Source organism: Dyadobacter alkalitolerans DSM 23607, assembly GCF_000428845.1.
Lineage (GTDB): Bacteria > Bacteroidota > Bacteroidia > Cytophagales > Spirosomataceae > Dyadobacter > Dyadobacter alkalitolerans.
The window spans coordinates 1-23,674 of the sequence record NZ_AUAS01000013.1; the positions used below are offsets into that span (position 1 = coordinate 1).

Annotated in this window: 23 protein-coding genes; 15 read left to right on the forward strand and 8 right to left on the reverse strand. The window is 46.3% G+C overall.

Going from position 1 to position 23,674, the window contains the following annotated elements; translation table 11 throughout:
• A partial coding sequence (locus tag G395_RS29855; protein ID WP_035361821.1) for a transposase occupies positions 1-189 on the forward strand: 189 nt, incomplete at its 5' end.
• 150 nt (positions 190-339) lie between these two features.
• On the opposite strand, the gene G395_RS0120125 is transcribed toward G395_RS29855, so the two are convergent.
• Positions 340-603, reverse strand: a complete 264-nt coding sequence (locus G395_RS0120125) for a hypothetical protein (RefSeq protein ID WP_229204237.1) — start codon at positions 601-603, stop codon at positions 340-342.
• A 120-nt stretch (positions 604-723) separates the two neighbouring features.
• Between G395_RS0120125 and G395_RS0120130 the strand changes: the two genes are divergently transcribed.
• Both G395_RS0120130 and G395_RS0120135 read left to right on the forward strand, forming a co-directional pair.
• Positions 724-2,664 carry an SGNH/GDSL hydrolase family protein gene (locus G395_RS0120130; RefSeq protein WP_051350271.1) on the forward strand — a complete coding sequence of 647 codons (1,941 nt, stop codon included), beginning with the start codon at positions 724-726 and terminating at the stop codon, positions 2,662-2,664.
• Positions 2,665-2,680: 16 nt separating this feature from the next.
• Complete coding sequence (locus tag G395_RS0120135) at positions 2,681-2,980, forward strand: hypothetical protein (protein WP_026631721.1); 300 nt, start codon at positions 2,681-2,683, stop codon at positions 2,978-2,980.
• Between the two features lies 1 nt (position 2,981).
• Here the strand turns inward: G395_RS0120135 and G395_RS0120140 are convergent, their stop codons facing one another.
• Together G395_RS0120140 and proC are read right to left on the reverse strand one after the other, a co-directional pair.
• Positions 2,982-3,890 carry a DUF1338 domain-containing protein gene (locus G395_RS0120140; protein WP_026631722.1) on the reverse strand — a complete coding sequence of 303 codons (909 nt, stop codon included), beginning with the start codon at positions 3,888-3,890 and terminating at the stop codon, positions 2,982-2,984.
• Between the two features lie 70 nt (positions 3,891-3,960).
• Positions 3,961-4,764 carry a pyrroline-5-carboxylate reductase gene (proC, locus tag G395_RS0120145; protein WP_026631723.1) on the reverse strand — a complete coding sequence of 268 codons (804 nt, stop codon included), beginning with the start codon at positions 4,762-4,764 and terminating at the stop codon, positions 3,961-3,963.
• A gap of 312 nt (positions 4,765-5,076) precedes the next feature.
• On the opposite strand from proC, the gene G395_RS0120155 reads away from it, so the two are divergent.
• The 5 genes from G395_RS0120155 to G395_RS0120175 all read left to right on the forward strand — a co-directional run bounded on the left by G395_RS0120155 (position 5,077) and on the right by G395_RS0120175 (position 13,528).
• A complete protein-coding gene (locus G395_RS0120155; RefSeq protein WP_026631724.1) occupies positions 5,077-8,505 on the forward strand; it encodes a transglutaminase family protein in 3,429 nt (1,142 codons plus the stop codon).
• A gap of 30 nt (positions 8,506-8,535) precedes the next feature.
• A complete protein-coding gene (locus G395_RS0120160; protein WP_026631725.1) occupies positions 8,536-11,091 on the forward strand; it encodes a circularly permuted type 2 ATP-grasp protein in 2,556 nt (851 codons plus the stop codon).
• Positions 11,081-11,956, forward strand: a complete 876-nt coding sequence (locus G395_RS0120165) for a transglutaminase family protein (protein WP_026631726.1) — start codon at positions 11,081-11,083, stop codon at positions 11,954-11,956. The genes G395_RS0120160 and G395_RS0120165 overlap by 11 nt, the downstream gene beginning before the upstream one ends.
• 173 nt (positions 11,957-12,129) lie before the next feature.
• A complete protein-coding gene (locus tag G395_RS0120170) occupies positions 12,130-13,110 on the forward strand; it encodes a pyruvate dehydrogenase complex E1 component subunit beta (RefSeq protein ID WP_026631727.1) in 981 nt (326 codons plus the stop codon).
• A gap of 34 nt (positions 13,111-13,144) precedes the next feature.
• Positions 13,145-13,528, forward strand: a complete 384-nt coding sequence (locus G395_RS0120175; RefSeq protein WP_026631728.1) for a TraR/DksA family transcriptional regulator — start codon at positions 13,145-13,147, stop codon at positions 13,526-13,528.
• A gap of 67 nt (positions 13,529-13,595) precedes the next feature.
• On the opposite strand, the gene G395_RS0120180 is transcribed toward G395_RS0120175, so the two are convergent.
• Entirely contained in the window at positions 13,596-14,819 is a 1,224-nt protein-coding gene (locus G395_RS0120180) for a metallophosphoesterase family protein (RefSeq protein WP_026631729.1), read from the reverse strand.
• A gap of 117 nt (positions 14,820-14,936) precedes the next feature.
• Here G395_RS0120180 and G395_RS29860 point away from each other — a divergent pair, with 117 nt between their 5' ends.
• Positions 14,937-15,689 (forward strand): polysaccharide deacetylase family protein, encoded by a 753-nt coding sequence (locus G395_RS29860; protein WP_051350273.1) that lies wholly within the window; start codon positions 14,937-14,939, stop codon positions 15,687-15,689.
• A 2-nt stretch (positions 15,690-15,691) separates the two neighbouring features.
• Here the strand turns inward: G395_RS29860 and G395_RS0120190 are convergent, their stop codons facing one another.
• From G395_RS0120190 to G395_RS29865, 4 genes are all read right to left on the reverse strand, one after another.
• On the reverse strand, positions 15,692-16,807 hold the full coding sequence (locus G395_RS0120190) for an acyltransferase family protein (RefSeq protein ID WP_026631730.1): 1,116 nt from the start codon (positions 16,805-16,807) through the stop codon (positions 15,692-15,694).
• Between the two features lie 30 nt (positions 16,808-16,837).
• Positions 16,838-17,359, reverse strand: a complete 522-nt coding sequence (locus tag G395_RS0120195; RefSeq protein WP_026631731.1) for a KdsC family phosphatase — start codon at positions 17,357-17,359, stop codon at positions 16,838-16,840.
• A 65-nt stretch (positions 17,360-17,424) separates the two neighbouring features.
• Positions 17,425-18,228, reverse strand: coding sequence for a Rossmann-like and DUF2520 domain-containing protein (locus G395_RS0120200; protein ID WP_026631732.1), 804 nt, complete (start codon positions 18,226-18,228; stop codon positions 17,425-17,427).
• Between the two features lie 50 nt (positions 18,229-18,278).
• Entirely contained in the window at positions 18,279-18,998 is a 720-nt protein-coding gene (locus G395_RS29865) for a 3-keto-disaccharide hydrolase (protein WP_035361822.1), read from the reverse strand.
• Between the two features lie 139 nt (positions 18,999-19,137).
• On the opposite strand from G395_RS29865, the gene G395_RS0120210 reads away from it, so the two are divergent.
• The 6 genes from G395_RS0120210 (at position 19,138) to G395_RS0120235 (ending at position 23,520) form a co-directional block, all read left to right on the forward strand.
• A complete protein-coding gene (locus G395_RS0120210) occupies positions 19,138-19,842 on the forward strand; it encodes a hypothetical protein (RefSeq protein WP_035361823.1) in 705 nt (234 codons plus the stop codon).
• A gap of 166 nt (positions 19,843-20,008) precedes the next feature.
• Positions 20,009-20,452: a 50S ribosomal protein L13 gene (gene rplM / locus G395_RS0120215; RefSeq protein WP_026631734.1), complete on the forward strand. Its 444-nt coding sequence runs from the start codon at positions 20,009-20,011 to the stop codon at positions 20,450-20,452.
• A gap of 3 nt (positions 20,453-20,455) precedes the next feature.
• On the forward strand, positions 20,456-20,842 hold the full coding sequence (gene rpsI, locus G395_RS0120220; RefSeq protein WP_026631735.1) for a 30S ribosomal protein S9: 387 nt from the start codon (positions 20,456-20,458) through the stop codon (positions 20,840-20,842).
• Between the two features lie 87 nt (positions 20,843-20,929).
• Positions 20,930-21,760 carry a 30S ribosomal protein S2 gene (gene rpsB, locus G395_RS0120225; protein ID WP_026631736.1) on the forward strand — a complete coding sequence of 277 codons (831 nt, stop codon included), beginning with the start codon at positions 20,930-20,932 and terminating at the stop codon, positions 21,758-21,760.
• A 184-nt stretch (positions 21,761-21,944) separates the two neighbouring features.
• Positions 21,945-22,781, forward strand: coding sequence for a translation elongation factor Ts (gene tsf / locus G395_RS0120230; RefSeq protein WP_026631737.1), 837 nt, complete (start codon positions 21,945-21,947; stop codon positions 22,779-22,781).
• Positions 22,782-22,917: 136 nt separating this feature from the next.
• Positions 22,918-23,520, forward strand: a complete 603-nt coding sequence (locus G395_RS0120235; protein WP_026631738.1) for an RNA polymerase sigma factor — start codon at positions 22,918-22,920, stop codon at positions 23,518-23,520.
• Positions 23,521-23,674: the final 154 nt, after the last annotated feature.

The window sequence follows — 23,674 nt, forward strand, 5'->3', positions numbered from 1 at the left end:
GACGAGCTGCTAAAAAGTGAGGAAGGCATTGTCAAACGAAAGAAGCGGTGCTATGACGTAGAACCCGTCTTTGGCAACATTAAACATAACCACGGCTTCCGCAAGTTTATGCTCCGCGGCAAACAAAAGGTCGAAATAGAGTGGGGATTGATCGCACTAGCCCAGAATATCAGGAAAAGGGCGGCCTAGGAGGGCTGTTTACGCGCCTACCTGGCAAATCCAGTAAGCTAGCTTTTAACGGCGGATTTTGAATCTTAATTCTCAGTTACAAAAACCAGAAACGAAAGAGGGTGCCCCATTTTGAAATGAGACACCCTCTTTTCATTGATTAGCAACGAATTAATTGTTCTCGCTAAATTCAAGTAACATCTCATCAGTTATATTATTCTTCTCTTTGAAGTCAGAAACCGATTCTGTGAAAGAGGTATGAAGACCTTCTACGAGTTCAAGGTTTTTATAAATACCATCGTAGATTTCATTTAATGTTTTATCCAAACCTTGAACATTCAAATTCATGTTCTCCGTCTCGATCTGACCTATTTTTTTGATCACCGCAGTCTCACTGTTTTTCAAATCCTCGATTTCACGAAGGACTTTCTCCATAGTCTTATATTTCTCGATCTTATCCATAAGTCTTGTTTATAGTTTGCTGTAACACTTAAAATATCATACCAATACGGAAAATTTACCGGTAAATCCGGTCTTCATTTTCCTTTGTTTGCCATGATTAAGAGAAATTTAGCATTTATATATTTCGTGCTTTTTGTGACGTCTGGACAGGTTATCCAGGCTCAGTCCACTGAAAAGACATCATCCTGGAAGGGATTTGCGAAGGTGGAATTCACTTTTGAGAACAGGAATGCCTGGTATGTGAAACCGCAGAAGGCCGCGGCCGGAAACCCCTGGGTGTGGCGCGCACATTTCCCCACCTGGCATACCGAGATGGATAGTATTCTGCTGTCTCGCGGCTTTCACATTGCTTATATCAACACCAACGACATGTTTGCCCATCCCAAAGCCATGGAGGTTTGGGATGCTTTTTATGATTATTTGGTAAACCAAAAACAGTTTGCACCCAAAGTCGCGCTCGAAGGCGTAAGCCGGGGAGGCTTGTATGTGTACGGCTGGGCCAAGCGAAATCCTGACAAAGTAAGCTGCATTTACGCCGAAGCGCCTGTTTGTGATCCGAAAAGCTGGCCGGGAGGGAAGGGAAAAGGGCCGGGATCGGAAAAGGACTGGGCTGCATGGCTGAAACTTTTTAATCTTTCGGAAGAGGAAGCCGCAAAATTTACAGACATTCCTTTGAATGATCTGGCGGGTTTGGCGGCTTTCAAAGTGCCTATAATTCATGTTATCGGATTAAATGACAAGCATGTGCCGGCGGAGGAGAACAGTGATTTATTGGTCAAAAATTACATGCAGCTTGGCGGTCTCATCAGCGTTTATCCGATGACACGCGGCGAGCAGGAAATGGAAGGGCATCATTTTCCCATCGAGCATCCCGAATATTTTGCGAATTTCATTGAGCAGCACAGTGTTCCAGTGCAAAAGCCATTGTCGCATAAGCCTTATATTCAGGTGAATAAGGGTTTGGGGAATGCCTTGGAAAAATTCAGAAAAGAGAAAAAGGGCACGGTTGCATTTCTGGGCGGATCCATCACGCACAACCCTGGCTGGCGTGATAAAACGGCTCAATATCTTCAAGAACATTTTCCGGACACCGACTTTACCTTTATTGCGGCAGGTATTCCGTCGCTAGGGAGCACGCCGCACGCGTTTCGCTTCGAGCGCGACGTGCTGGCAAAAGGCACGCCCGATTTGCTCTTCCTGGAATCGGCCGTGAATGATCGGGGCAATGGTTTCAGCGAAAAAGCGCAGGTAAGAGGCTTGGAAGGGATTTTAAGGCATTTATATGCGGTAAATCCGAATGCTAATGTTGTATTGATGGCCTTCGCTGAGCCTACAAAGAATGCGGAATATGAAAAAGGGAAGGAGCCCATAGAAGTGGCTGTTCATGAGCGCATTGCCAAACATTACGGCACAGCTTACATTAATCTCGCCAGGGAAGTCTACGACCGTATCACCGCTGGGGAATTTTCGTGGAAATACGATTTCAGAGACCTCCATCCTTCGCCCTATGGCCAGGAAGTGTATTTCCAAACCATCAAAGAACTGATCAAAACCGACAGCAGCGCCTCGACAAACGCCATCAAACTGCCCGCGCCTCTCGACAAATTTTCCTACGAAAAAGGAAGTTACCACGAAGTCGCCGAAGCCAAAAATCTGGCAGGATTCACGCTCGTCCCCGACTGGAAACCAGCGGACAAAACGCCCACCCGCCCAGGCTTTGTCAACGTCCCCATGCTCGTAGGCGAACAACCCAACGCCTCCCTCGACTTCGAATTCAAAGGCCGCGGCATCGGCATAGCCATCATTTCCGGCCCCGACGCCGGAAAAATCACCTACACCATCGACAATAACCCACCCAAAACCCTCGAAACCTTCACCCCATGGAGCAACCAACTCCACCTGCCCTGGTATCTCATGCTAAACGACGAACTAAAAAGCGGCAAACACAAAGTCCACCTGACCATCGCTGGGGATAAGAATGAAAGAAGCACAGGAAATGCTTGCCGGATTGTTTATTTTTTAGTGAATGAATGATGGTAACTTTGCAATAATGAATCCGAGGGTAAAAAAAATATTATCGATTGAGCCATTCGTTATCACAGCTTTATGGAGCGATGATAGGGTACGGGCAACCGATTTTGGCTCGTTCCTTTCCGAATATTTTCAAAAAGAGCAAAGCGTTTATTTCAAAGTCTTGAACGAAAACCAATTCCGCAGGGCAAAAACCGACGGAAAAACAATCTACTGGGAAAACATCGCCGAAATGGTCGACTGTGATGGCAAACTAATCCCTGCACCGCTAGATTTCTGCCCGGATGTGCTGCTTCAATATTCGGTTCTGGTGGATTAACTCACTTACCAGTCTGGGTCGTGTACGTACTTTCGAAAATCTTATCGGCGTTGGCGGCTTCGAAGCCGTCTCGGCGGTGTTTTCTGGTGATTTCGGCTGGGGGGATGTTTTGGAATTGGGGGAGGGCTTTTCTTTCGGCAAATTCTACGTAGGAGCCGGAAATTTCCAGGTGTTCGTTGTTGGCGAATTTGGCGTTGATCATTTCGGCAATGGTGGCACTTTGTAGCAGGCCGCCGTCTGGGCTGATCTTTATTTTTCCTCCCGAAGTGTTTAAGCGAATGCCATTCTTTTCCAAAAACTCATTAAATGCTGCCACGGTGTTGTAACCTTCCGGCAGATTATGCACGCTGATCGTGAAGTGGTTGAGATAATAACGATTGTAAATTACCCACGCGGCATACTCGCTTTCCAGCAAAAGGGATTTGTAATCTGCCACCGTCGGCGTGCGCCACAAAGGTTTGTGCAGAAATGCGTCGACTTCTGCGCCATTGTCCAGATCCAATGCGTCAACCGGATCGCTGGTAACTTCATCGGTGTAACTTTTTATAATGCGCTGGCTTTCTTTGGACAGGTCATTTACTCGCAATTCACTTACGAAAATCCGTGGATCAGTTTCTCTGGGCGGGCTGTACCACCATGCATCGAGCTTTTTGCCTTCGAAAAAATAATGATCGCGCTTTTCGTATCCGTAATGCAGGAAGATCTTCTCAAATGATTGCACACCGAGGTTGGCAACGCCCATAGTGCGGAAGGCAATGTGGTCATTTTCAATGTTATCTGCGCTGGTCACAACGCCATCTGCGACCATGGCGTTCAGGATTACACCCACGTCAGGAACGCGCTCTTTGTAGCGTCGCATCAGGCCATTTAGTACAATGTCCAGTGTTTCAAGTCTGTGTGTTGCGCTCATAGTGTAAGTGTTTTAATGTTGTGTTAACGTGCAGCCTATGATGTAATTAGCAAGAAAATTCGCTTTGTAATTAGCCTTTTGACAATTCGGTTGACCTTACTTGTGCTGCTATGATGCCATTCTTCAAGGTCTCGTCCAGTTTTCCGGCTTCGAATTGCCTTAATGCTGCTTCTGTGGTGCCGCCTTTGGAGGCGACGGCTTTGATCAGCTCGTCCAGCGATTTATCTGCGGTGTTGATCAAATGAAAAGATCCCAGCATGGTTTGTTTTACCAATAATGCAGCCACAGACTCTTCAAAGCCCATTTGCTTGCCTGCTTCGATCATTGCTTTTACCACATAAAAGAAATAAGCTGGTCCGCTGCCGCTCAATGCCGTAACCGCATTCAATTGGTCTTCATCTTCCAAAAACACCGAACGCCCCGTCGCATTGATCAAGTTTTCGATTTTTCTTAGTTGATTAATGTCTACTTCCGGCGACGCAGAATAGGCCGTAATGCCCATTCCAAGCATGGCAGGCGTGTTGGGCATGGCGCGGATCACCGCTTTATGGTCGAGTGCATTTTGTATAATTTCAATGGTTACACCCGCCATAATAGAAAGGACAACCTGATTGGGCTTCACAACATCGCGCAGAGACGCGGAAACGGAAGTAAAATCCTGCGGTTTAACAGACAAAATAATAAGATCATATTCACCGATCTGCGGACCAATGATGCCGGTAATGACGCCCGGCTGGAAGCTGTTGAGGCTTTCCATACGGTCTTCGCTTTTCTCAACCAGGAGAAAATCTTCCTTTTTTACCAGATCAAATTTCAGGAACGCGCGGGCGAAGGCCATTCCCATATTGCCGCAGCCGATGATTGCAATTTTCATTGAAGGATAATGTATTTGTATTAAAAGGTTTTGAGCGAATTACGTAACTTTTATACAATTATCGGCTTTGGAAAAACAAATAGCGAAAATTTCCGGCGGAATGAATCCCGCGTGAGGCATGTTAGAAAACATATGCCGTTATTGCAGCGCTTAAATCAGGAATTTCGAAATACACAGTGGAGGAAATATAATATTCTGCATATGTATTTTTATCCTGCTTAATATTTTGAAAAATTGATATAATACATTTTTTTACAAGCACATACATTCTCACGAGCCGAATTAACCTAACACTATTGCAATACTTCAATTATGGCTATAAAAGTTGCTATTTCTCATAAAACCAAATACCAGTTTGACCGGAGCGTTTCCCTTTCACCGCACATTTTCCGACTTCGCCCCGCCCCGCATTCTAGGACAGCCATTGAAGGTTATTCATTAAAAATCACCCCAGAAAATCATTTCATCAACTGGCAGCAGGATCCCTTCGGCAACTATCAGGCGCGGGTTGTTTTTCCTGAAAAAACGACTGAATTAAGCGTGGAAGTGGAAGTGATCGCCAAAATGCAGGTGATCAATCCGTTTGATTTTTTTGTGGAAGAATACGCGGAAATGTATCCGTTTGCTTATGAGCCGACATTAAAAAAGGAACTTGGCCCTTATCTCGAACCCAGAGAGGCGGGTCCGGCGCTGATGGAATGGGTTGAGAAGGCGAAAGTGAACCGTGATATCAAGATCGTAGATTTTCTGGTCTACCTTAATCAGCAGATTTACAACGCTATACACTATAACATTCGCATGGAAGTGGGCGTCCAGACTTGCGAAGAAACATTAAACATTAAAAGCGGCTCCTGCCGGGATTCGGCTTGGTTACTGGTCCAGATTCTGAGACATTTGGGCATTGCGTCGCGTTTCGTTTCGGGTTATCTGGTGCAGCTGACTTCGGACATCAAGTCACTGGACGGTCCGAGCGGCCCGGAAGAAGATTTTACGGATCTGCACGCGTGGACGGAGGCTTATGTGCCAGGTGCTGGCTGGATCGGCCTCGACCCGACTTCCGGACTTTTTGCGAGCGAAGGCCACATTCCGCTTTGCTGCACGCCCGATTATGCCAGCGCTGCGCCGGTTTCTGGCGCGACGGACGTTTGCGAAGTGACCTTTGAATTTGATAACAAAGTTTTTCGGATCCACGAAGATCCCCGCGTTACCAAGCCTTATACAGAGGAACAATGGGCGGCGGTGATGCAGGTGGGGCACGATGTGGAAAAGGATTTGCAGGAAGGTGACGTGCGCCTGACGATGGGCGGCGAGCCAACATTCATTTCGATCGACGACTTCGAATCGCCAGAATGGAACACGGCTGCGGACGGACCATTGAAAAGACAATTGGCCTATGACCTTTCATTAAGGCTTAAAAAGCGCTTTGCGCATGGCGGATTGCTGCATTTCGGTCAGGGCAAGTGGTATCCCGGCGAGCCTTTTCCGAGATGGCAATATGCGCTTTACTGGCGCAATGACGGCGTTCCAATGTGGCGCAATGATGAGCTGGTAACCAAAGAAGGCCAGACCAAATACACATTCCGTGAAGCTGAAATCTTCACAACAGAACTCACAAAATATCTTGGTTTAGACACCAACAACATTACGCCGGCTTACGAGGACCCGATTTACTGGGCGATGGAAGAGGGCAAATTGCCTGTGAATGTGGATCCTTTGAAAGTGAATCTCAAAGATTCTATTGAAAGACGGACACTGGCCAAATTGCTCGAAAAAGGCCTTAACAATCCTGCTGGCTTTGTTTTACCTATTAAATGGAATGAGAAAGGACAGCATTGGTCTAGCTCAGCTTGGCAGTTTAAACGCGACCATTGTTTCCTTGTTCCCGGAAATTCGGCAATCGGTTTCCGTTTGCCGCTGAAATCCTTGCCAGAAGTTGCCAAAGCACATCGCGAGCAGCCGGTGGAGCGCAGTCCGTTTGAAGATTTGCCGACGCTGATCGATTTCAAGCCGGTTGTTGAGTCACGTTATGGGTCGGTGGCGCCTCCTTATGAGCTGCCGGTGAATGCAATTTTTGAAGAGGAGGAGGATGATGGAAAAAAGACATTAACCGAGAAAGAGACCGAGGATAAGCTGCTTTTTGAGCTTCCAATCATTAAAACGGCGCTTTGCGTAGAAGAGCGGGAGGGAATCATTTATGTATATCTGCCGCCGACAGATTATCTCGAACATTATCTGGACCTGATGGCGTCCATAGAAGCCACGGCCGAAAAGCTGAAAATGCCCGTCCGGATCGAAGGCTATGCTGCGCCAACGGATGCAAGGGTTCAAAAACTGATTGTTACGCCCGATCCGGGGGTGATTGAAGTGAACATTCACCCGGCAAAAAACTGGCAGGAACTGGTTGATAATGTGAGTGCGCTGTATGAAGAAGCATTCTTTTCAAGATTAGGCACGGATAAATTCATGGTTGACGGGCGTCACACCGGAACCGGCGGCGGTAACCACGTGACCATTGGCGGCGCCAAACCTGCCGACAGCCCCATTCTGCGCCGCCCCGATCTGCTGAGGAGCTTGCTGACTTACTGGCAGCATCACCCTGCATTAAGTTATCTATTTGCCGGACCATTCATTGGCCCTACAAGCCAGGCGCCGCGCATTGACGAAGGCCGGGATGAGAAGCTTTATGAAGTCGAAATTGCATTTGAGCAAATTCCCGAAGGAGAAGAAGTGCCATTCTGGATGGTCGACCGCATTTTCAGGAACTTGCTGGTGGACATTACGGGCAATACGCACCGTTCGGAGTTCTGCATGGATAAGCTTTATTCGCCGGATTCCGCAACGGGGCAACTTGGGATTCTGGAATTCCGGGCATTTGATATGCCGCCGCACAAGCACATGAACCTGGTGCAAACGCTGCTTGTAAGGGCATTGATTGCGAAGTTTTGGAAAAACCCATATAAGCACAAGCTCATCCGCTGGGGAACGGAACTGCATGACCGCTTCCTGTTGCCGCATTTCGCGTATCTGGACATGGTGGATGTGGTGAAGGATTTGAAAGATGCGGGCTATAACTTTGACATTTCCTGGTTTGACCCATTCTTTGAGTTCCGTTTTCCACATTATGGCGGTATTACGGTGGACAACATTCAGCTCGATCTGCGACTGGGCATCGAGCCCTGGCACGTCTTGGGAGAAGAATTGTCCAACAGCGGCACCGCCCGTTTTGTGGACTCTTCGCTGGAACGCTTGCAGGTGAAAGTGAGCGGATTTGTAGAAGGAAGGCACATTCTGGTTTGCAACGGCTGCCGTGTTCCGCTGCGCAGTTCGGGAATTAAGGGCGAGTTTGTTTCGGGAATTCGATACAAGGCCTGGAACCCGCCATCGGCATTGCACCCGACCATCGGGGCGGATGCGCCGCTGGTTTTTGACATTGTGGATACCTGGAATAACCGTATATTGGGCGGTTGCACTTACTTTGTTTCGCATCCGGGAGGCCGCGCTTTTGACACTTATCCGGTGAACAGTTTTGAAGCAGAATCACGCAAAATAAGCTTATTCCAGGGTTTTGGGCATACGCCATCTGCCAAGCAGGAAGTGCCTATATTGGAAAAATCGACGGGTGCGGTGTCACGGTTTATTGCTGAGACGAAAAAAGAAATGAAGAGCGATACGCCGATCGAATTAATCAATCCGGAGTATCCTAATACGCTGGATTTACGTAAATACTGGAAATCAAAATAGGTTTTCAGTACAAACCCTACTTACTACATTATGCTTACCGAGGCTCCTGTGGATCTTTTACAATCCTATCAAAACGGACTCACTTCTTACGACGAAGTGCTGGATCGGAACGGGAATGTAAAGCCGTACTGGAAAGCACTTTTTTCGCAGCTGGAAAGGCTGGGCATGGATGAACTGAAAATCCGGAACCAGGAAATCATCAGCAAGCTCCGGGAAAACGGGGTGACTTATAATGTGTACGGCACGCCCGACGGCCTCAACCGTCCCTGGCAGCTGGACCCTATCCCTTTTTTAATTGAACAAAAAGAATGGAACGGCATTGCCAAAGGCTTGCAGCAGCGCGCAATCCTGATGGATCTGATCCTGAAAGACCTTTACGGGCCCAGAAAGCTGGTGAAAGACGGCATTATCCCGGCAGAACTCGTTTTTGACAACACCGGCTTTTTCCGCCCGTGCATCGACATAAAAGTGCCGGGCAATAATCAGCTGACCATGTACGCGGCCGATATGTCGCGCGGTCCCGATGGGCAGATGTGGATTGTGGACAACCGCACGCAGGCTCCTTCAGGGTCGGGTTATACATTGGAAAACCGTGTGGTAATGAGCAAGCTGCTTCCTGAATTGGCTGAGGGAATGTATGTTAGCAAGCTGTCGCCTTATTTTAACAGTCTGCAAAACACAGTTTTAAAATTATCGGATAAAAGAAAAGACGCGCCGAACATTGTTTATCTCACGCCGGGGCCAAATAACGAAGCCTATTTCGAGCACGCTTATCTGGCTTCCTATCTGGGTTACACGCTTGCGCAAGGTGATGATCTGCTGGTGCGGAATGGCAGTGTCTGGCTGAAATCCATTGATGGTTTGCAAAAAGTGGACGTGATCATCCGTCGTATCGACGACGACTGGTGCGATCCGCTTGAACTGCGTGAAGATTCCCGTTTGGGCGTTCCCGGATTGTTGCAGGCCATCAGGCTTGGTAATGTGCAGGTTTTGAACCCGCCTGGGACGAGTGTTTTGGAGAATCATGCGTTTCATGCCTTTATGGGCAATATTTCCAATTATTTTTTAGGTGAAAAACTGATTATGCCCTCCGTGGCCACCTGGTGGTGCGGGCATGTGAAAGAGCTCAATTACGTACTGGAACATATGGATGAGCTGATCATTAAGAAAGCAAATCGCAAAACAAAATTCAGGTCGATTTACGGGAGACTGCTGACTTTTGCAGAGAAAGACGAGCTGAAAAAAATGATCATTCAGCGGCCGCACGAGTTTATCGCCCAGCAGGAAGTGAGCTTATCCACAACGCCGTCGCTGATCAATGGCAACATTGAGCCGCGTTATGCTGCATTAAGGGCATTTATGGTGGCCGATGAGAGTGGCTACCACGTCATGCAAGGCGGACTGACGCGGAGCTCACCGGTGAAGGACCGTTTTGTGATTTCAAATCAATACGGCGGGTTGTCGAAAGACACCTGGATTGTGTCGGACAAAACGGAAGACATTCAGGAAAAGATCGTTCTGACTTCACCGATCTCGGTTAACAAGCACGTCTCGCTCCCCAGCCGCAGCGCGGAAAACCTGTTCTGGATCGGGCGTTATTGCGAGCGGACGATGGCGGTGATCAAGTTTATGAACATTACGATCAATGTGCTTAACCTGGACAGGAATTTCGGCGGCTCGGCCAAGCAGGAGCACATTAAGATCCTGCTGCAGTCACTCACACATTTGTCTTCCACTTATCCGGGTTTTCTGGAAGAGGAGGATTTAATGTCAGATCCTTATACTGAGATCATTGACCTGATTTCCAACACCAGCCGTCCCGGCACCATTGCGGCCAATATCGGCGCGTTTCTGAATGCTGTTGGAGCGGTGCGGAACCAGTGGGACCAGGAGATCTGGCGGATCGTGGATCTGATCGATAATGGTTATCATGAGATCCGCAATGCGTCGTCGATGCATAACAATAACATTCAGAAGACTCTGGATGGATTGTTCAATAATATGTTCACGTTTTTGGGCGTGATCGCAGAAAGTATGCCGCGCGACAACAGCTTTTTGCTCCTCGAAACAGGCAAGCTGATCGAGCGCATCCTGTCGCGGATCAGTGTTATCCAATCTAATTTTGGTGTAAAAAACACGCCTGGCGTTGAAAATGAGCTGATCGAGGCGACATTGATCAACCATCATTTGCTGGTGAATTACAGGCAGATCTATAAGTCACATTTGAGCGTGGAAGCGATGCTGGATATGGTTTTGTTGGAAAAAACATTGCCTTACTCGCTGGTTTATATGCTCGATGAGCTGAAAAACAACATTAGCAAGCTGCCCGTCACGACCCGGAGCGAGAGGCTTAATGAAGCGCAGAAATTCGTTTTGAAGGCGGCTACAATGGTCAAGCTGGCTGATGTGAGCGATTTGAGCAAATGTAATGTGGGATTGGAAAGACGGGAATTGTTCAACCTCCTTTCGGAAGTATCCAAGCTCATCAGCTCCGTTTCGGTGAACCTGACGAACATGTATTTCAGCCACACTTTCATGCATCATTCATTTTACGATCCGATGGATTACGATACGGATGAAATATAAGCTGATCCATAAGACGGAATATAAATACGCGGAGGCGGTCAATAATTACCATAGTCTGGTGTGCCTCGCGCCGCGCTCGCTGCCGAATCAGCTGTGCCAGAATTTTGACATTAAAATTTCCCCCGAACCTTCGCAGATCATCGACCGGAAGGATTTTTACGGAAATACAACGCATTATTTTTCCCTGCATTCGCCGCACAAAACCCTTACCGTGCTCACAACGGCCATGGTGGAACGGCTTACCGAGGAAACGGGCTCTTTGTTTTTGCCCTCCGAAATTTCCTGCGAAGCAGCCCGACAGCAACTTCTGCGCGACCGGGCATTGAAGATTTCGCTGCTGGAATACATGCTGCCGAGCCCGATGATCAAATGGGACCACGAGGTGCTGAATTTTGCGAAAGATTGTTTTCAGGAAGGAGTGCCGCTATATGCTTGTGTGGAAGCGCTTTGCGCTAAAATTTTCCATGAATTCGATTTCGTCCCGGATTTTACAACCGTACACACGCCTATTAAGGATGTTATTGCAGCTAAAAAAGGTGTTTGCCAGGATTTTTCGCATCTGGCCATTGCCTGCATCCGGAGTTTTGGCTTCGCGGCGCGCTATGTGAGCGGCTATCTGGAAACGCTGCCGCCGCCCGGAAAGCAGAAATTACAAGGCTCGGATGCGTCGCATGCCTGGATCTCGGTGTACATTCCCGACTTCGGCTGGTGCGATTTTGACCCGACGAATAACATTGTTCCCGGTGAACGGCACATTGTCACTGCCTGGGGCCGCGATTACAGCGACGTGCCGCCATTGAAGGGCATCATTTTCAGTTATGGAAAACACACGCTGAAAGTAGAAGTGGATGTGATTCCGGTGTGAAGAATAGTTAATATAAAGAATTTGAGAATTGGCCTCGTTTCTCTAATTTTACCAGATCATTTTGAAATAAGTATACAAAACGTCTTTTAATGTAACCGAGCAGTTTAAAATCCTACACATCGCATGGATTGGCAATGGTTTCTTCTAAGAATTAAATAATTATAAAATTACGAATGAAAGAATTAGCATTCAGAGATGCCATTCGCGACGCCATGTCGGAAGAGATGCGCCTTGACAAGAGTATTTTTTTAATGGGAGAGGAAGTTGCAGAATACAACGGCGCCTATAAAGCAAGTCAGGGAATGTTGGACGAATTCGGTCCCGAGCGCGTGATCGATACGCCTATTGCTGAGCTTGGCTTTGCCGGGATCGCAGTAGGAGCTGCCGGAAACGGACTTCGCCCGATCGTTGAATTTATGACTTTCAACTTCTCTCTTGTTGCGATCGACCAGATCATCAACAGCGCAGCGAAAATTCTTTCCATGTCTGCCGGCCAGTATGGCTGCCCGATCGTTTTCCGCGGACCAACCGGTAACGCAGGACAGTTGGGAGCGCAGCATTCGCAGAACTTTGAAAACTGGTTTGCCAACACGCCTGGTCTGAAAGTGGTGGTTCCTTCGAACCCATACGATGCGAAAGGACTTTTGAAATCGTCTATCCGCGACAACAACCCGGTGATCTTCATGGAATCGGAAGTAATGTACGGTGATAAAATGCAGGTTCCGGAGGAAGAATATCTGATTCCGCTGGGCAAAGCAGATGTGAAACGTCAGGGCAAGGATGTTACCATTGTTTCTTTTGGTAAAATGATCCCCCGCGTTGTGATGCCAGCCGTTTTGCAATTGGAAAAAGAAGGCATTGACGTGGAAGTGGTTGATTTGAGAACAGTTCGTCCTATCGACTATCCTGCTGTAATCGAATCTGTTAAGAAAACAAACCGCTGTGTGGTTGTGGAAGAGGCCTGGCCGCTTGCGTCTATCTCAACAGAGATCACTTATCACATTCAGCGTCATGCATTTGATTACATGGATGCACCAGTTATCCGCGTAACCAACCGAGATGTGCCGCTTCCATACGCACCAACATTGATTGAAGAAATCCTGCCTAGCGTTAAGCGTGTGGTGGAAGCAGTAAAGTCGGTGCTTTACAAATAAGAAGTTAAAGAAAAAGACAAAGCCATTTCTCGTTATGCAAGAAGAACGCACAAGATATTCGGAGGAAGAGTTGAGGGAATTTGAAGAACTCATTCGCGGAAAACTCGAAGCGACCATGAGTGAGCTTAATTATATCAAGGGAGGTTTAAGTAAGAAGAACGACAGTGGTACAGAAATCACTGCTGGTTCAGCCAAGCTTGTGGAAGACGGCGCCGATGCCAGCGAACGTGAGAACCTGAGCCAGTTGGCTGCCAGATTACAGAAATACTCGATCCAGCTTGAAAACGCCCTGGTCCGCATCAAAAACGGCACCTATGGCATCTGCATCGACACCGGCAAGCTGATTCCTAAGGAAAGACTGAGAATCGTTCCTCATACCCAGCAAACCATCGAAGCAAAACTGAGAAGAGCGAGCTAATTCAGGCTTCTGAAATTTATTGTGAGCGACAAGTGATCTGCGGATCGCTTGTCGCTTTTTTTGTTTGTTAGTTTTCCTCCTCAGTCCCTAAAACCTCCCTAAAAACCGCCATCAAACCCTCCGATGGTTCCTGGCCTTTGTTTTTGGTTTTAAAGTATTCCTGGAAGAGCTTTTCCATGCTTAGGGAAAGGTCGATTTCGGAAGTGGTGGTTGCTAGCTCGCTTTTTTTGATTTGGGGGATGATCTGGATGATGCCGGGATGGGCTTCGTTCAGGCGTTTTTTGTCGGTGGCTTCCAAGTAATTGTCGGAAACGATGGTGAGTTCGATGAGGTCTTCGTTGTGCTCGCCGAGCCATTCGATGGCTTTATCAATGTCGTTGAAGCTTTTTCTGCGTAGTTTTTTGCCTTTGGTGAGCTCGATCGGGCGGCAGGAAACGAGTTTTCCGGCTTCGGCTTCTATCAGGACCACATATTTGGTTTGGTTCGCTTCCGAAAAGCTGTATGCGAGCGGGCTGCTGGAATAAATGGCTGGCGCTGGTGTTTTATCAATAACCTGGTAGCGGTGCAAGTGTCCCAATGCAATGTAATGAACTTTGTTGGGAAAATTTTCAGTGTAAATGGCTTGTGCGCCACCAATGTGCAGGATAGGGCGTTCTTCCTCAGGCTCTTCGGGCATCGGCTCGCCTTTTTTCATGACAAACAAATGGGTAATAAGTAAATTGAAGCCCGCATCATCCAGATACTTGTCTGCCAGTTCCTGCCAATGTTGCTGCAAATGGACACGCAGCGCTTCTTCGGAATCTTCTACACCCAAAAAAGTCTTCAAACGCTGCTCGTTTGCATAAGGCGTGTGCAGAATTCTTAACGGGAAACTGACATTAGGAAGCTCTATTTCCACAAATCCTTTCGTAGTCCGCAGAATGTCAACCTTCGCCTGCGTGCAGAATTGCGAGATTTCGGTATTTGGAAAACCAACAAAAATGATCCCGCAGACTTTCGCCAGTGCATCCGGAACCTGAATGCGTTCAGGGGAATCGTGGTTGCCTGCAATGGCGATTACGGCGCGGCTTCCGTTGGCGGAAAGGCGGTGTAATGTGCTGTATAATAGCTCTGTGGCTTCCGAAGAGGGATTGAAATTATCAAACAAATCTCCTGCTACGACAACTGCATCGACCTGCTCGGCTTCGGCGATCTTACAAATTTCTGCCAGCACGAGCCGTTGTTCTTCGAGCCTGGAATAATTGTCGAGCTTTTTACCAATGTGCCAGTCGGCGGTGTGGAGGATTTTCATTTTGTGTGATTAATTTAGCGAAAATAACATTTCATCCGGTAAGAATTGAAATATTCAACTGCAACATTCCTGCGTCATTGCTTCCTAAAATGCATTTTTCTATGTGTCGGAATCAGCATGACGCATTGTCGGCAAGACGCTGAAACGCATGAAAAAGCGGGTGTAGCAATTTCCTTCGACGATCATTTTATCAACGAGTGGTTTGCATTGCGGCCAATGTTCCGGAAATACAATGCGAAAGTCACTTTTTTCATAACCTGTCCCCACAGCCTGACAGCCGACGAAATTTCTAAACTAAAAACATTGCAAGCCGACGGTCATGAGATCGGTTTTCACGGCACAATTCATGGTAAATCAACAGAATTGATTGCGACAGGACCGGATAATTATAAAAATATAGAACTGACACCCGGCCTTGCACATATGGCCAAAGCAGGCTTTAAACCCACTTCCTACGCGCATCCCGGCGGGAACCATAATGACCAGGTCGACTCCGTGTTACTAGCCAGCGGTTTCAAGATCTTACGCGATGTGGCTATATCAAGAAGGAAAATAATGGGTTTTCAAATGTATGCCCTGGCGCCACGACTAATGCCCTGGATTTACTATAATTTTGATAATGAACGCATTGTGGATGCGCTATTAATCGATGAAGACTCCGGATTAACCGACCCGGAAATGAAAGAAGCGCTGGAAAAAGCAAAAAATGATAACAAGGCTTTAATGTTATTCGGACACGAGCCTTTGTACGGAAAGCCGCAAAATGGTGAATACGGCTTTCATGTGCCGTTTCTCGAAAAAATATTGAAGGAAGCGGCCAGCCAAAATTTGAAATTCTACACCATGTCGGAGTTGGCCGATATGAAATGATATTATCTTCCGAAGCGCTTGTCTTTGTAGGCCAGCAACGGTTTTTCGAAGTAAGAGTAGGAAAGCGATGCCACTGCAACCGATCCTACGAAAGTCAACACATACAAGCCAACATGGTAAGACGTGCCGGTCCAGTTGGGTAGATATTTGTTCAAAACATTGATAATGAACACAATCACAGCTACGTGATATAAGTAAAGTCCATAACTGATTTTACCCAAATGATTCATCACATCATTGTTCAGATTGACTATCGTATTTGGATTACAGGAAACATTCAGAATAAAAAAGGCAAAGAAAAGAGCGTACACTTCAAGGAAACCGTAAAAATGGATTCCGGAGAGAAACAGGGCGATTAGCAGCGTATAAACGACAATTTGAAGATCTTTTCTGAAAACCACTTGCAGGACGTTCATTTTTTGCTTGTAAACCAGCCAGGCGCACAACCCACCCAAAGCCATCGTCTGGATCCGGAATTGGCCCAGAAAAGTTGAGATCATCGTGCTTTTTGTTTCTTCGCCGACATTCACATAATGCAAGCCAATGAACAGGATTGCGGCCGTAATGCCCAGGAAAAGGAGAATGATCGGAATGCGCTTTTTTGGATATTTGATCAGCCAGGGCCACAGATAGTAAAACTGCTCCTCTACACCGATGGACCACGTTTGAGCGCACCAGTAAGGCAAATCATACAGCACGAAAGCGAAATTTGGCAAAACCAAAAGCAGTAATGTTAACCGCTCGGCGGCGTGAATGGTGATTTTCTCGTCGGTCCCGGGAAAACTTAGCAACTCAATGTGCGGGAAAACGAAAAAAGAGAGGCCTATAATGAGGAAGTAAATGGGCCAGATCCGGAAGACCCGTCGCAAGTAGAACTTTTTAGCATCCACATCACCAAAACGCCCGCGTTCTTCCAATAATAAATAAGTGATCAAAAAGCCGCTAAGCACGAAGAAAAGACCGACGCCAAGCCTACCGGCGTGCTGAATAATGGGGAGCTCGTAAACATTGGCAATCCCCAAAGCATGTTTGGCCTGCTCCAAATGATGAAAAACAACCAGCATGGCCGCAATGCACCGGATTCCGTTGAGATTTGGGAAGTAACGCTTTTTTTCCACTTAGTTAAGCCTGATTTCTGCTTTTGAAGATTATTGAAACCAAGCCATCCATTTGCCCTGAGCCTTCATTACTTGTTCGATCAGGTCGCGTACTGCGCCGTGACCGCCGTTTTTAGGAGATATATAGTCGGATAATGCGAGGATTTCATCCACCGAATCTGCCGGGCAAGCGCTCAGCACATTGGTCCGCATCACTTCGTAGTCGGGCAGATCGTCGCCCATGAAAACGATTTCGTCTTCGGTGAGATTGGTTTCTGCGAGATATTTTTTGAAAATGGGCAATTTACCGTCAGGTGAAGTGCCGATGAAAATGTCACTTATGCCCAGATATTCAAGCCGTTTGCGAACACCCATTTGATTTTGTGCAGAAATAATAGCCACCCGGTAACCCATCTTAATCGCACGATTGATGCCGTAACCGTCTTTTACATTAAAACTCCGAGGCTGTTCTCCGCTTTCGAGCGCAATCACGCTGCCATCTGTCATGACGCCGTCGATGTCGAAAATAAAGGTTGTAATGCGTTTAAAGCGGTCTATTAATGCTGCATTCATGAAAAATCCGAATAATGAATCCCGCAAATATAGCCTAACTTTTCAGGAGACAGCACGGGTTCCTATTATTTTGAAATGTAGAAGTTCCTGATTTTATCCGTCAGCAGCCTGTAAATCTCAGTCCAATCCTCATTGGTTTCCTGCAAATATTCCAAATGCCGGTTGGTCGTTTTCCAGTCGCCCCGCCTTGCCGGGCCGGTCTGGCCCAGCGAAGGATCATTGGAAAGTAATGCTTTGTGGATGGTGGTTTGGATAAGGGGTTTTAGTAAATCAAAATTCAGCTGTTCGCTTTCGAGCATATTTTGGGAAACAGTGAGGAGATAATTGGTAAAGTTGCTGGCAAATACGGCTGCCACATGCAGGATAAAACGCTCATCGGAATCCATGCGGCTTACATTGTCACTCACGCTCTGCGCCAATTGAATGAGCTTATTCTCAATCAGTTCGTTTTTTGATTCAATGCAAAATGGAAGTTCTTTGTAATTCATTTCCAATCCTTTTGTGAAGGTTTGAAGCGGGTAAAAAACACCGGTATGCACATATACGTCGCTGTAAATCTCGACCAGGTTCTGGAATTCTGCTAGTGATCTGGTTCCTGAGGTGTGGACCAGCATTACGCCTTCGGGGAGCACGATGCGTTCGATCACACTTTCCAGAGCATCATCGGAAACGGCTATCACGATGAGATCAGCTTCACTCTCAGCAAAATTAAGGTCCGGCTGAATGTTGGTATCATACAGGTAGGAAGCCAGTTGACGGGCTTTCTGGGTGTCGCGGCTATATACTTCACAAATCCAGTGCCCGGCATCTTCAAAGGCCTGGGCAAGGTGCCAGGCCACGTTTCCGGAACCAACGAAAGAGATTTTCATTCACAAAACGTTATATCCGCCTAAGATATGGCATAAAGTTAATTTCACAATCAGTTGACGAGTGGGGCGGTTTGTGCTGCGCTGGTAATGCCATCGGGCAATTCCATAATGCGCATGTTACGGAAATGGATTTCAGCGCCTTCCGCTTCCAGACAAATGTAGCCGCGTTTTCTTTCAGAGTTCCGCAAACCATTGACAAACTTGCCATTAACAGAAAGCTTCACAGTCCCGTCTACGCACACCACTACATATTTATTCCACTCGCCTTTGCCTTTACAGCGCTTTTCGAGGGATTTGCTTCTGATTCCGCGGGGGTTATCCGGAATGGCTGTCATACCCATGGTCGGGAACAGCTCGCCGTGCACGTAATCTTCTGTCGCATTGTGCTGGGGCGCGTAATCCAGTTCCAGCATTTGGACCTCAATGGCCTTGGTAAGCGGATCATGCTCCTGGGGCGTGCCTTCGCTCCATACGAAAATGCCCGAATTGCCGCCCGCTTCCATATGTTTCCATTCCACTTCCAGGATAAAATTTTCATACTGCTTGTCAGATCGCATCACGCCTATGGGCTTGCCGGAACAAATGAGCGTACCGTTTTTTACCTTCCATGTGTCTTTGGAGGTGTTTACATCAATCCACCCGTCCAGGTTTTTGCCGTTAAAGAGCGGCCGGAATGATAGGTTTTCCGCATTCTGAGCAAGGCTCATGTGAAGCGACAGCGCGAAAGCCAGCAATGTCATTGCTAAATGTTTGGGAGAAGTGTTTTTCATGTTAATAATTTTACGTTTAAGGTTTAGGATCGGAAAGGTGCAATATCGCAATTCTTCAAATGCTGTAAACTATATTTGAATCCAGGTTGATTTGTTTAAAATAATTTCTCACACTAAAAATTTAATTAAAATGTTTAGAATGAAGGTTTTCTGCTTTTTCGCAGCGATTACAGCAGCCCTCGGCACAGTTCAGGTTTATGGCCAAGGCCAATCACAGCTCAGTGCGGTTATTGACGTCGGTACCGGTTTCAGCGATGATAGATCTTGGGCACCCTCTGTATTGTATTATGAGCAGATAGGTCTGAACCGTGTTCCATGGTTCCGGCTTGGGCTGGGGATAAGAGCATGGGGTTATTATGCCAACCGGACCAATTTATATACAAAAACCGGCTCTCCGCAGGATTACCTGGAATACAGAAAAGTATCTGCCAATGGGTTAAGCTTTGTGGTTGGGGCAAACCTGCGATTCTGGAAAATTGATCTTGGCGTTAATACCGACGTTATAGGAGCTTCTTTTGGATCAAAAAGGAGGGCTTTTTATGAAAAAACGACAGCCACGCCAGGCACCGGCGCGCCTCATTTCAATCAATGGTTATCGACCTCTCCGGTAATTTTCAACGCGGCTCCCTTGTTTTTGGAAAACTACAACGGGCAGTCCGAAGCATACGCACGCATTTATCTGACCAGGGGAATTGGCCTTAAAATCGGATATCTCTATGGGCACATTGCGTATCGCACACACAATGCAGATGACCGCAAGGTGTTCCTGGACAACAAGCAGCGCCGCGTTTCACAAAACTATGGCATGCCGTATGCGGCGCTGAGTTTCCCGTTGCAACATTAAGCGCCCTACAACCTGAAACAGGCGTTGATTCCCCGCAGCCAGGTGAAATTTCACAAACATACTTGTTATTCAATTTGTTAAACTCTATATTTGCACTCCCATTTTGCGATGGGACTGTCTTGTTACAGTGTAATTTATTGAAAATCAATTAAAATTTTTGTTAATCGTGGATACGTTAAGCTACAAAACCATCTCGGCGAACAAAAACACAGTGAACAAGGAGTGGGTTGTTGTGGATGCTCAGGATGCAATTTTAGGCCGTTTGGCTAGTGAGGTTGCGAAAATTATCAGAGGCAAGCACAAGGCAAATTACACTCCTCATGTGGACTGTGGTGATAATGTTATCATTATCAACGCCGATAAAATCAAGTTGACAGGTAAGAAAATGACCGACAAAATTTATGTTCGTCATACAGGTTACCCAGGAGGTCAGCGTTTTCAAACTCCTCGTGAGTTGCTCGAAAAACACCCAGGTCGTGTAATCGAGAAAGCCGTAAGAGGCATGCTTCCAAAGAACCGTTTGGGACGTCGTTTATTCACAAATCTGTTTGTTTATGCTGATGCAACACACCCGCACAGCGCTCAGCAACCAAAAGAAATCCAGTTGTAATTCATGGAAGTTATCAACACAATAGGTAGAAGAAAAACAGCCGTGGCCCGTATTTATATGACGCCCGGTAAAGGAGATATCAAAGTAAACGGTCGCGATTACAAAGAATACTTTCCATTTGAAGTTCACCAGATTGTTCTTCAGCAACCTTTTGCTGTGATCAGCGGAGGCAATGGTTATGATCTTAAAGTAAATGTAAGAGGCGGTGGAATTTCAGGACAGGCGGAAGCAATCCGTATGGCTGTTTCCCGCGCACTTTGCGAATACAACGGAGAATTCCGTGGCGCGTTGAAAAAAGAAGGATTCCTTACCCGTGACCCTCGTATGGTTGAACGTAAGAAATACGGTCGCGCTAAGGCTCGTAAGAGATTCCAGTTCTCGAAACGTTAATATTCAAATGTCCAGACAGTACTTATCGTGCCCGATGTGCTGTGCTGCGTAATTTATTAAGACATTTTTTCAAAACATTAATCTGTAATGGCACAAATAGAATATAAAGAACTATTGGATGCAGGTGTACACTTTGGTCACCTTACCCGCAAGTGGGATCCACGTATGGCTCCATACATCTTCATGGAGAAGAACGGGATCCACATCATTGACCTGAACAAAACATTGAGCTGCATCAACGACGCTGAGGCTGCGTTGAAGCAAATCGTTCGTTCAGGACGTAAGATCATGTTTGTTGCTACTAAAAAACAAGCGCAGGAAATCGTAACGGAAGAGGCGAAACGCCTTAAAATGCCTTACGTAACTGATCGCTGGTTGGGTGGTATGCTTACAAACTTCGGCACAATTCGCAAGTCTTTGAAAAAAATGCAGACTCTTGAGAAGATGCTAAAAGACGAAACCACGGTTAGCAATATAGCGAAGAGAGAACGCCTGATGCTTACACGTGAAAAGGATAAATTGGAAAGAGTGTTAGGTGGTGTAGCTGACTTAACACGTCTTCCTGCTGCCCTTTTCATCGTTGATGTAAAACGCGAGCACATTGCAGTTTCAGAAGCAAAAAGATTGAACATCCCCATTTTTGCAATCTGCGACACCAACTCAAACCCAGAACTGGTTGACTTCCCAATCCCAAGCAATGACGATGCTTACAAAGCAATTTCATTGATCACTTTGGCGATCGGAAAAGCAATCGAAGAAGGTTTGATGGAACGCAAACAAGATAAAGACGATCAGCGCCTGGTAGAGGAAGAAGAAGCGAAACGTCAGGTTGATAAAGGCAATGAGGAAACTGCAGCAGCAGCTCCTCGCGCCGAAGCTCCTGCGGAGACAAGTGTTGCTGAAAGTGATGAAGAGTAATCAGGGCGATACGGAATAGGTTTCTGACCTTTCCTGTCTGAACAGATAAAGTAGCCCATAGCCTATTGCTATGGGCTACAGTTTTTTAAAATTCTACCGGATGATGATTTGTTAATCGTTTTCTAACACAGCATTAACAGCCGTTTCCTTTCAAATCAGTAATAACCAATATTAAAAATAGATCATGGCAATTACCGCACAAGATGTAAACAAACTCCGCCAAATGACCGGCGCGGGCATGATGGATTGTAAAAAAGCACTTCAGGAAGCTGATGGCGATTTTGACAAAGCCGTTGATATTCTTCGTAAGCAAGGACAAAAAGTAGCAGCGAAACGTGCTGATAATGCAGTTTCAGAAGGAACAGTGGTTGTACAGATCAGCGCTGACGGAACAAATGGTAAATTGATCGCCTTTGCTTGCGAGACTGAGCCGGTTTCTAATGTTGAAGATTTCAAAAACCTTGCACAAAGCATTTTGGACAAAGCCGTAGCAGACAACATTGCTGACAAAGACGCTTTGCTTTCCGCTACATTGCCTGACGGCCGTCCGGTTAGCGAGCACATCGTGGATCTGGTAGGTAAATTGGGAGAGAAACTTGAAATCACTGCTTACGAAAATGTAACAGCTGACAAAGTTGTTCCTTATATCCACTCCAATGGCAAATTGGGCGTTCTGGTAGCGTTCGAAGGCGTAAACGGAACAGACGTTAGCGACCTTGGCAAAGACGTTGCTATGCAGATCGCTGCTATGAAGCCTATCGCTTTGGACAAAGACGAAGTGGATTCTGCAACTGTTGAGCGTGAAATCGAAGTAGGTAAAGAACAAGCAAGAGCAGAGGGTAAGCCAGAAGCAATGCTTGAGAAAATTGCACAAGGAAAATTGCAAAAGTTCTACAAAGACAACACTTTGTTGAACCAGGAATTCGTAAAGGATTCTTCGCTAACAATCCGTCAGTTATTAGAGAAAACCGCTAAGGGCTTAACGGTTAAATCTTTCAAAAGAGTGTCAATCGGCGCTTAGAAGCCACTTTTTATAAAATAATATTGACAACGCCTGGTATCTATTTGTATACCAGGCGTTGTTTTTTAATATTTACAAAAAATTAATTAATCCATTAATTTTTTGGACACGCGCTATACAGTGATTTTGAATTAAAATGGTTGACAAACTTGCAAATTATGCAGCGCATAATGTAACAGACGAGGAATTGGTTAAGCTTTTTCTGGAATCCGGGGAAAACCGATATTTTGAAAAACTCTACGACCGATATGTGCTGAAAGTATTCAAAAAATGCCTTTCACTTACGCGCGACGCCTCCAAGGCAGAAGACATTACCCACGACGTATTTCTTAAATTGGTATTTAAAATGAATACTTTTAAGAAAGGAGCAAAATTCTCCACCTGGCTTTACACTGTTACGTATAACCACTGCATGGATCTCATGCGATCCAACAGAAAGAAAGTGATCATTGTGCATGCAGAAGATGCGGACTGCATTGAGCACATAGATCTGGACAGCGCTTTTACCACCGAGGAGGTCGATACCAAGATACTAAAACAAGCGCTCGACCAATTACCTGCGGAGGAAAAAGCCTTACTTTACATGAAGTATATGGATGACCGGAGCATCCGGCATATTGCAACAATGTCCCAAATAACAGAAAGTGCGGTTAAAATGAGGCTCTTACGCTCCCGCGAAAAGCTGAGAATTATATATCTGGAAATATCATACGCCGTGAATTTCGGGCAAGAGTTATGAATTCTGGTAATCTATTGATTACTTACCGTTGCAGTTTCTCTTCCTACGAGCCAGAGTTGAGACTCTGCATTTGAGCTTGTTTTCAACGCGCTTAATGAAAAAGATTAAAGGCGCAAAGTGCAGTTTGCTCAGGCTTAAAACATCGGATTTTTAT

Bases quoted from the DNA above. Each gene is read 5' to 3' on its own strand.
- G395_RS0120125 (WP_229204237.1), bottom strand. From the start codon at position 603: ATGGAGAAAGTCCTTCGTGAAATCGAGGATTTGAAAAACAGTGAGACT.
- G395_RS0120130 (WP_051350271.1), top strand. From the start codon at position 724: ATGATTAAGAGAAATTTAGCATTTATATATTTCGTGCTTTTTGTGACG.
- G395_RS0120135 (WP_026631721.1), top strand. From the start codon at position 2,681: ATGAATCCGAGGGTAAAAAAAATATTATCGATTGAGCCATTCGTTATC.
- G395_RS0120140 (WP_026631722.1), bottom strand. From the start codon at position 3,890: ATGAGCGCAACACACAGACTTGAAACACTGGACATTGTACTAAATGGC.
- proC (WP_026631723.1), bottom strand. From the start codon at position 4,764: ATGAAAATTGCAATCATCGGCTGCGGCAATATGGGAATGGCCTTCGCC.
- G395_RS0120155 (WP_026631724.1), top strand. From the start codon at position 5,077: ATGGCTATAAAAGTTGCTATTTCTCATAAAACCAAATACCAGTTTGAC.
- G395_RS0120160 (WP_026631725.1), top strand. From the start codon at position 8,536: ATGCTTACCGAGGCTCCTGTGGATCTTTTACAATCCTATCAAAACGGA.
- G395_RS0120165 (WP_026631726.1), top strand. From the start codon at position 11,081: ATGAAATATAAGCTGATCCATAAGACGGAATATAAATACGCGGAGGCG.
- G395_RS0120170 (WP_026631727.1), top strand. From the start codon at position 12,130: ATGAAAGAATTAGCATTCAGAGATGCCATTCGCGACGCCATGTCGGAA.
- G395_RS0120175 (WP_026631728.1), top strand. From the start codon at position 13,145: ATGCAAGAAGAACGCACAAGATATTCGGAGGAAGAGTTGAGGGAATTT.
- G395_RS0120180 (WP_026631729.1), bottom strand. From the start codon at position 14,819: ATGAAAATCCTCCACACCGCCGACTGGCACATTGGTAAAAAGCTCGAC.
- G395_RS29860 (WP_051350273.1), top strand. From the start codon at position 14,937: ATGACGCATTGTCGGCAAGACGCTGAAACGCATGAAAAAGCGGGTGTA.
- G395_RS0120195 (WP_026631731.1), bottom strand. From the start codon at position 17,359: ATGAATGCAGCATTAATAGACCGCTTTAAACGCATTACAACCTTTATT.
- G395_RS0120200 (WP_026631732.1), bottom strand. From the start codon at position 18,228: ATGAAAATCTCTTTCGTTGGTTCCGGAAACGTGGCCTGGCACCTTGCC.
- G395_RS29865 (WP_035361822.1), bottom strand. From the start codon at position 18,998: ATGAAAAACACTTCTCCCAAACATTTAGCAATGACATTGCTGGCTTTC.
- G395_RS0120210 (WP_035361823.1), top strand. From the start codon at position 19,138: ATGAAGGTTTTCTGCTTTTTCGCAGCGATTACAGCAGCCCTCGGCACA.
- rpsI (WP_026631735.1), top strand. From the start codon at position 20,456: ATGGAAGTTATCAACACAATAGGTAGAAGAAAAACAGCCGTGGCCCGT.
- rpsB (WP_026631736.1), top strand. From the start codon at position 20,930: ATGGCACAAATAGAATATAAAGAACTATTGGATGCAGGTGTACACTTT.
- tsf (WP_026631737.1), top strand. From the start codon at position 21,945: ATGGCAATTACCGCACAAGATGTAAACAAACTCCGCCAAATGACCGGC.
- G395_RS0120235 (WP_026631738.1), top strand. From the start codon at position 22,918: ATGGTTGACAAACTTGCAAATTATGCAGCGCATAATGTAACAGACGAG.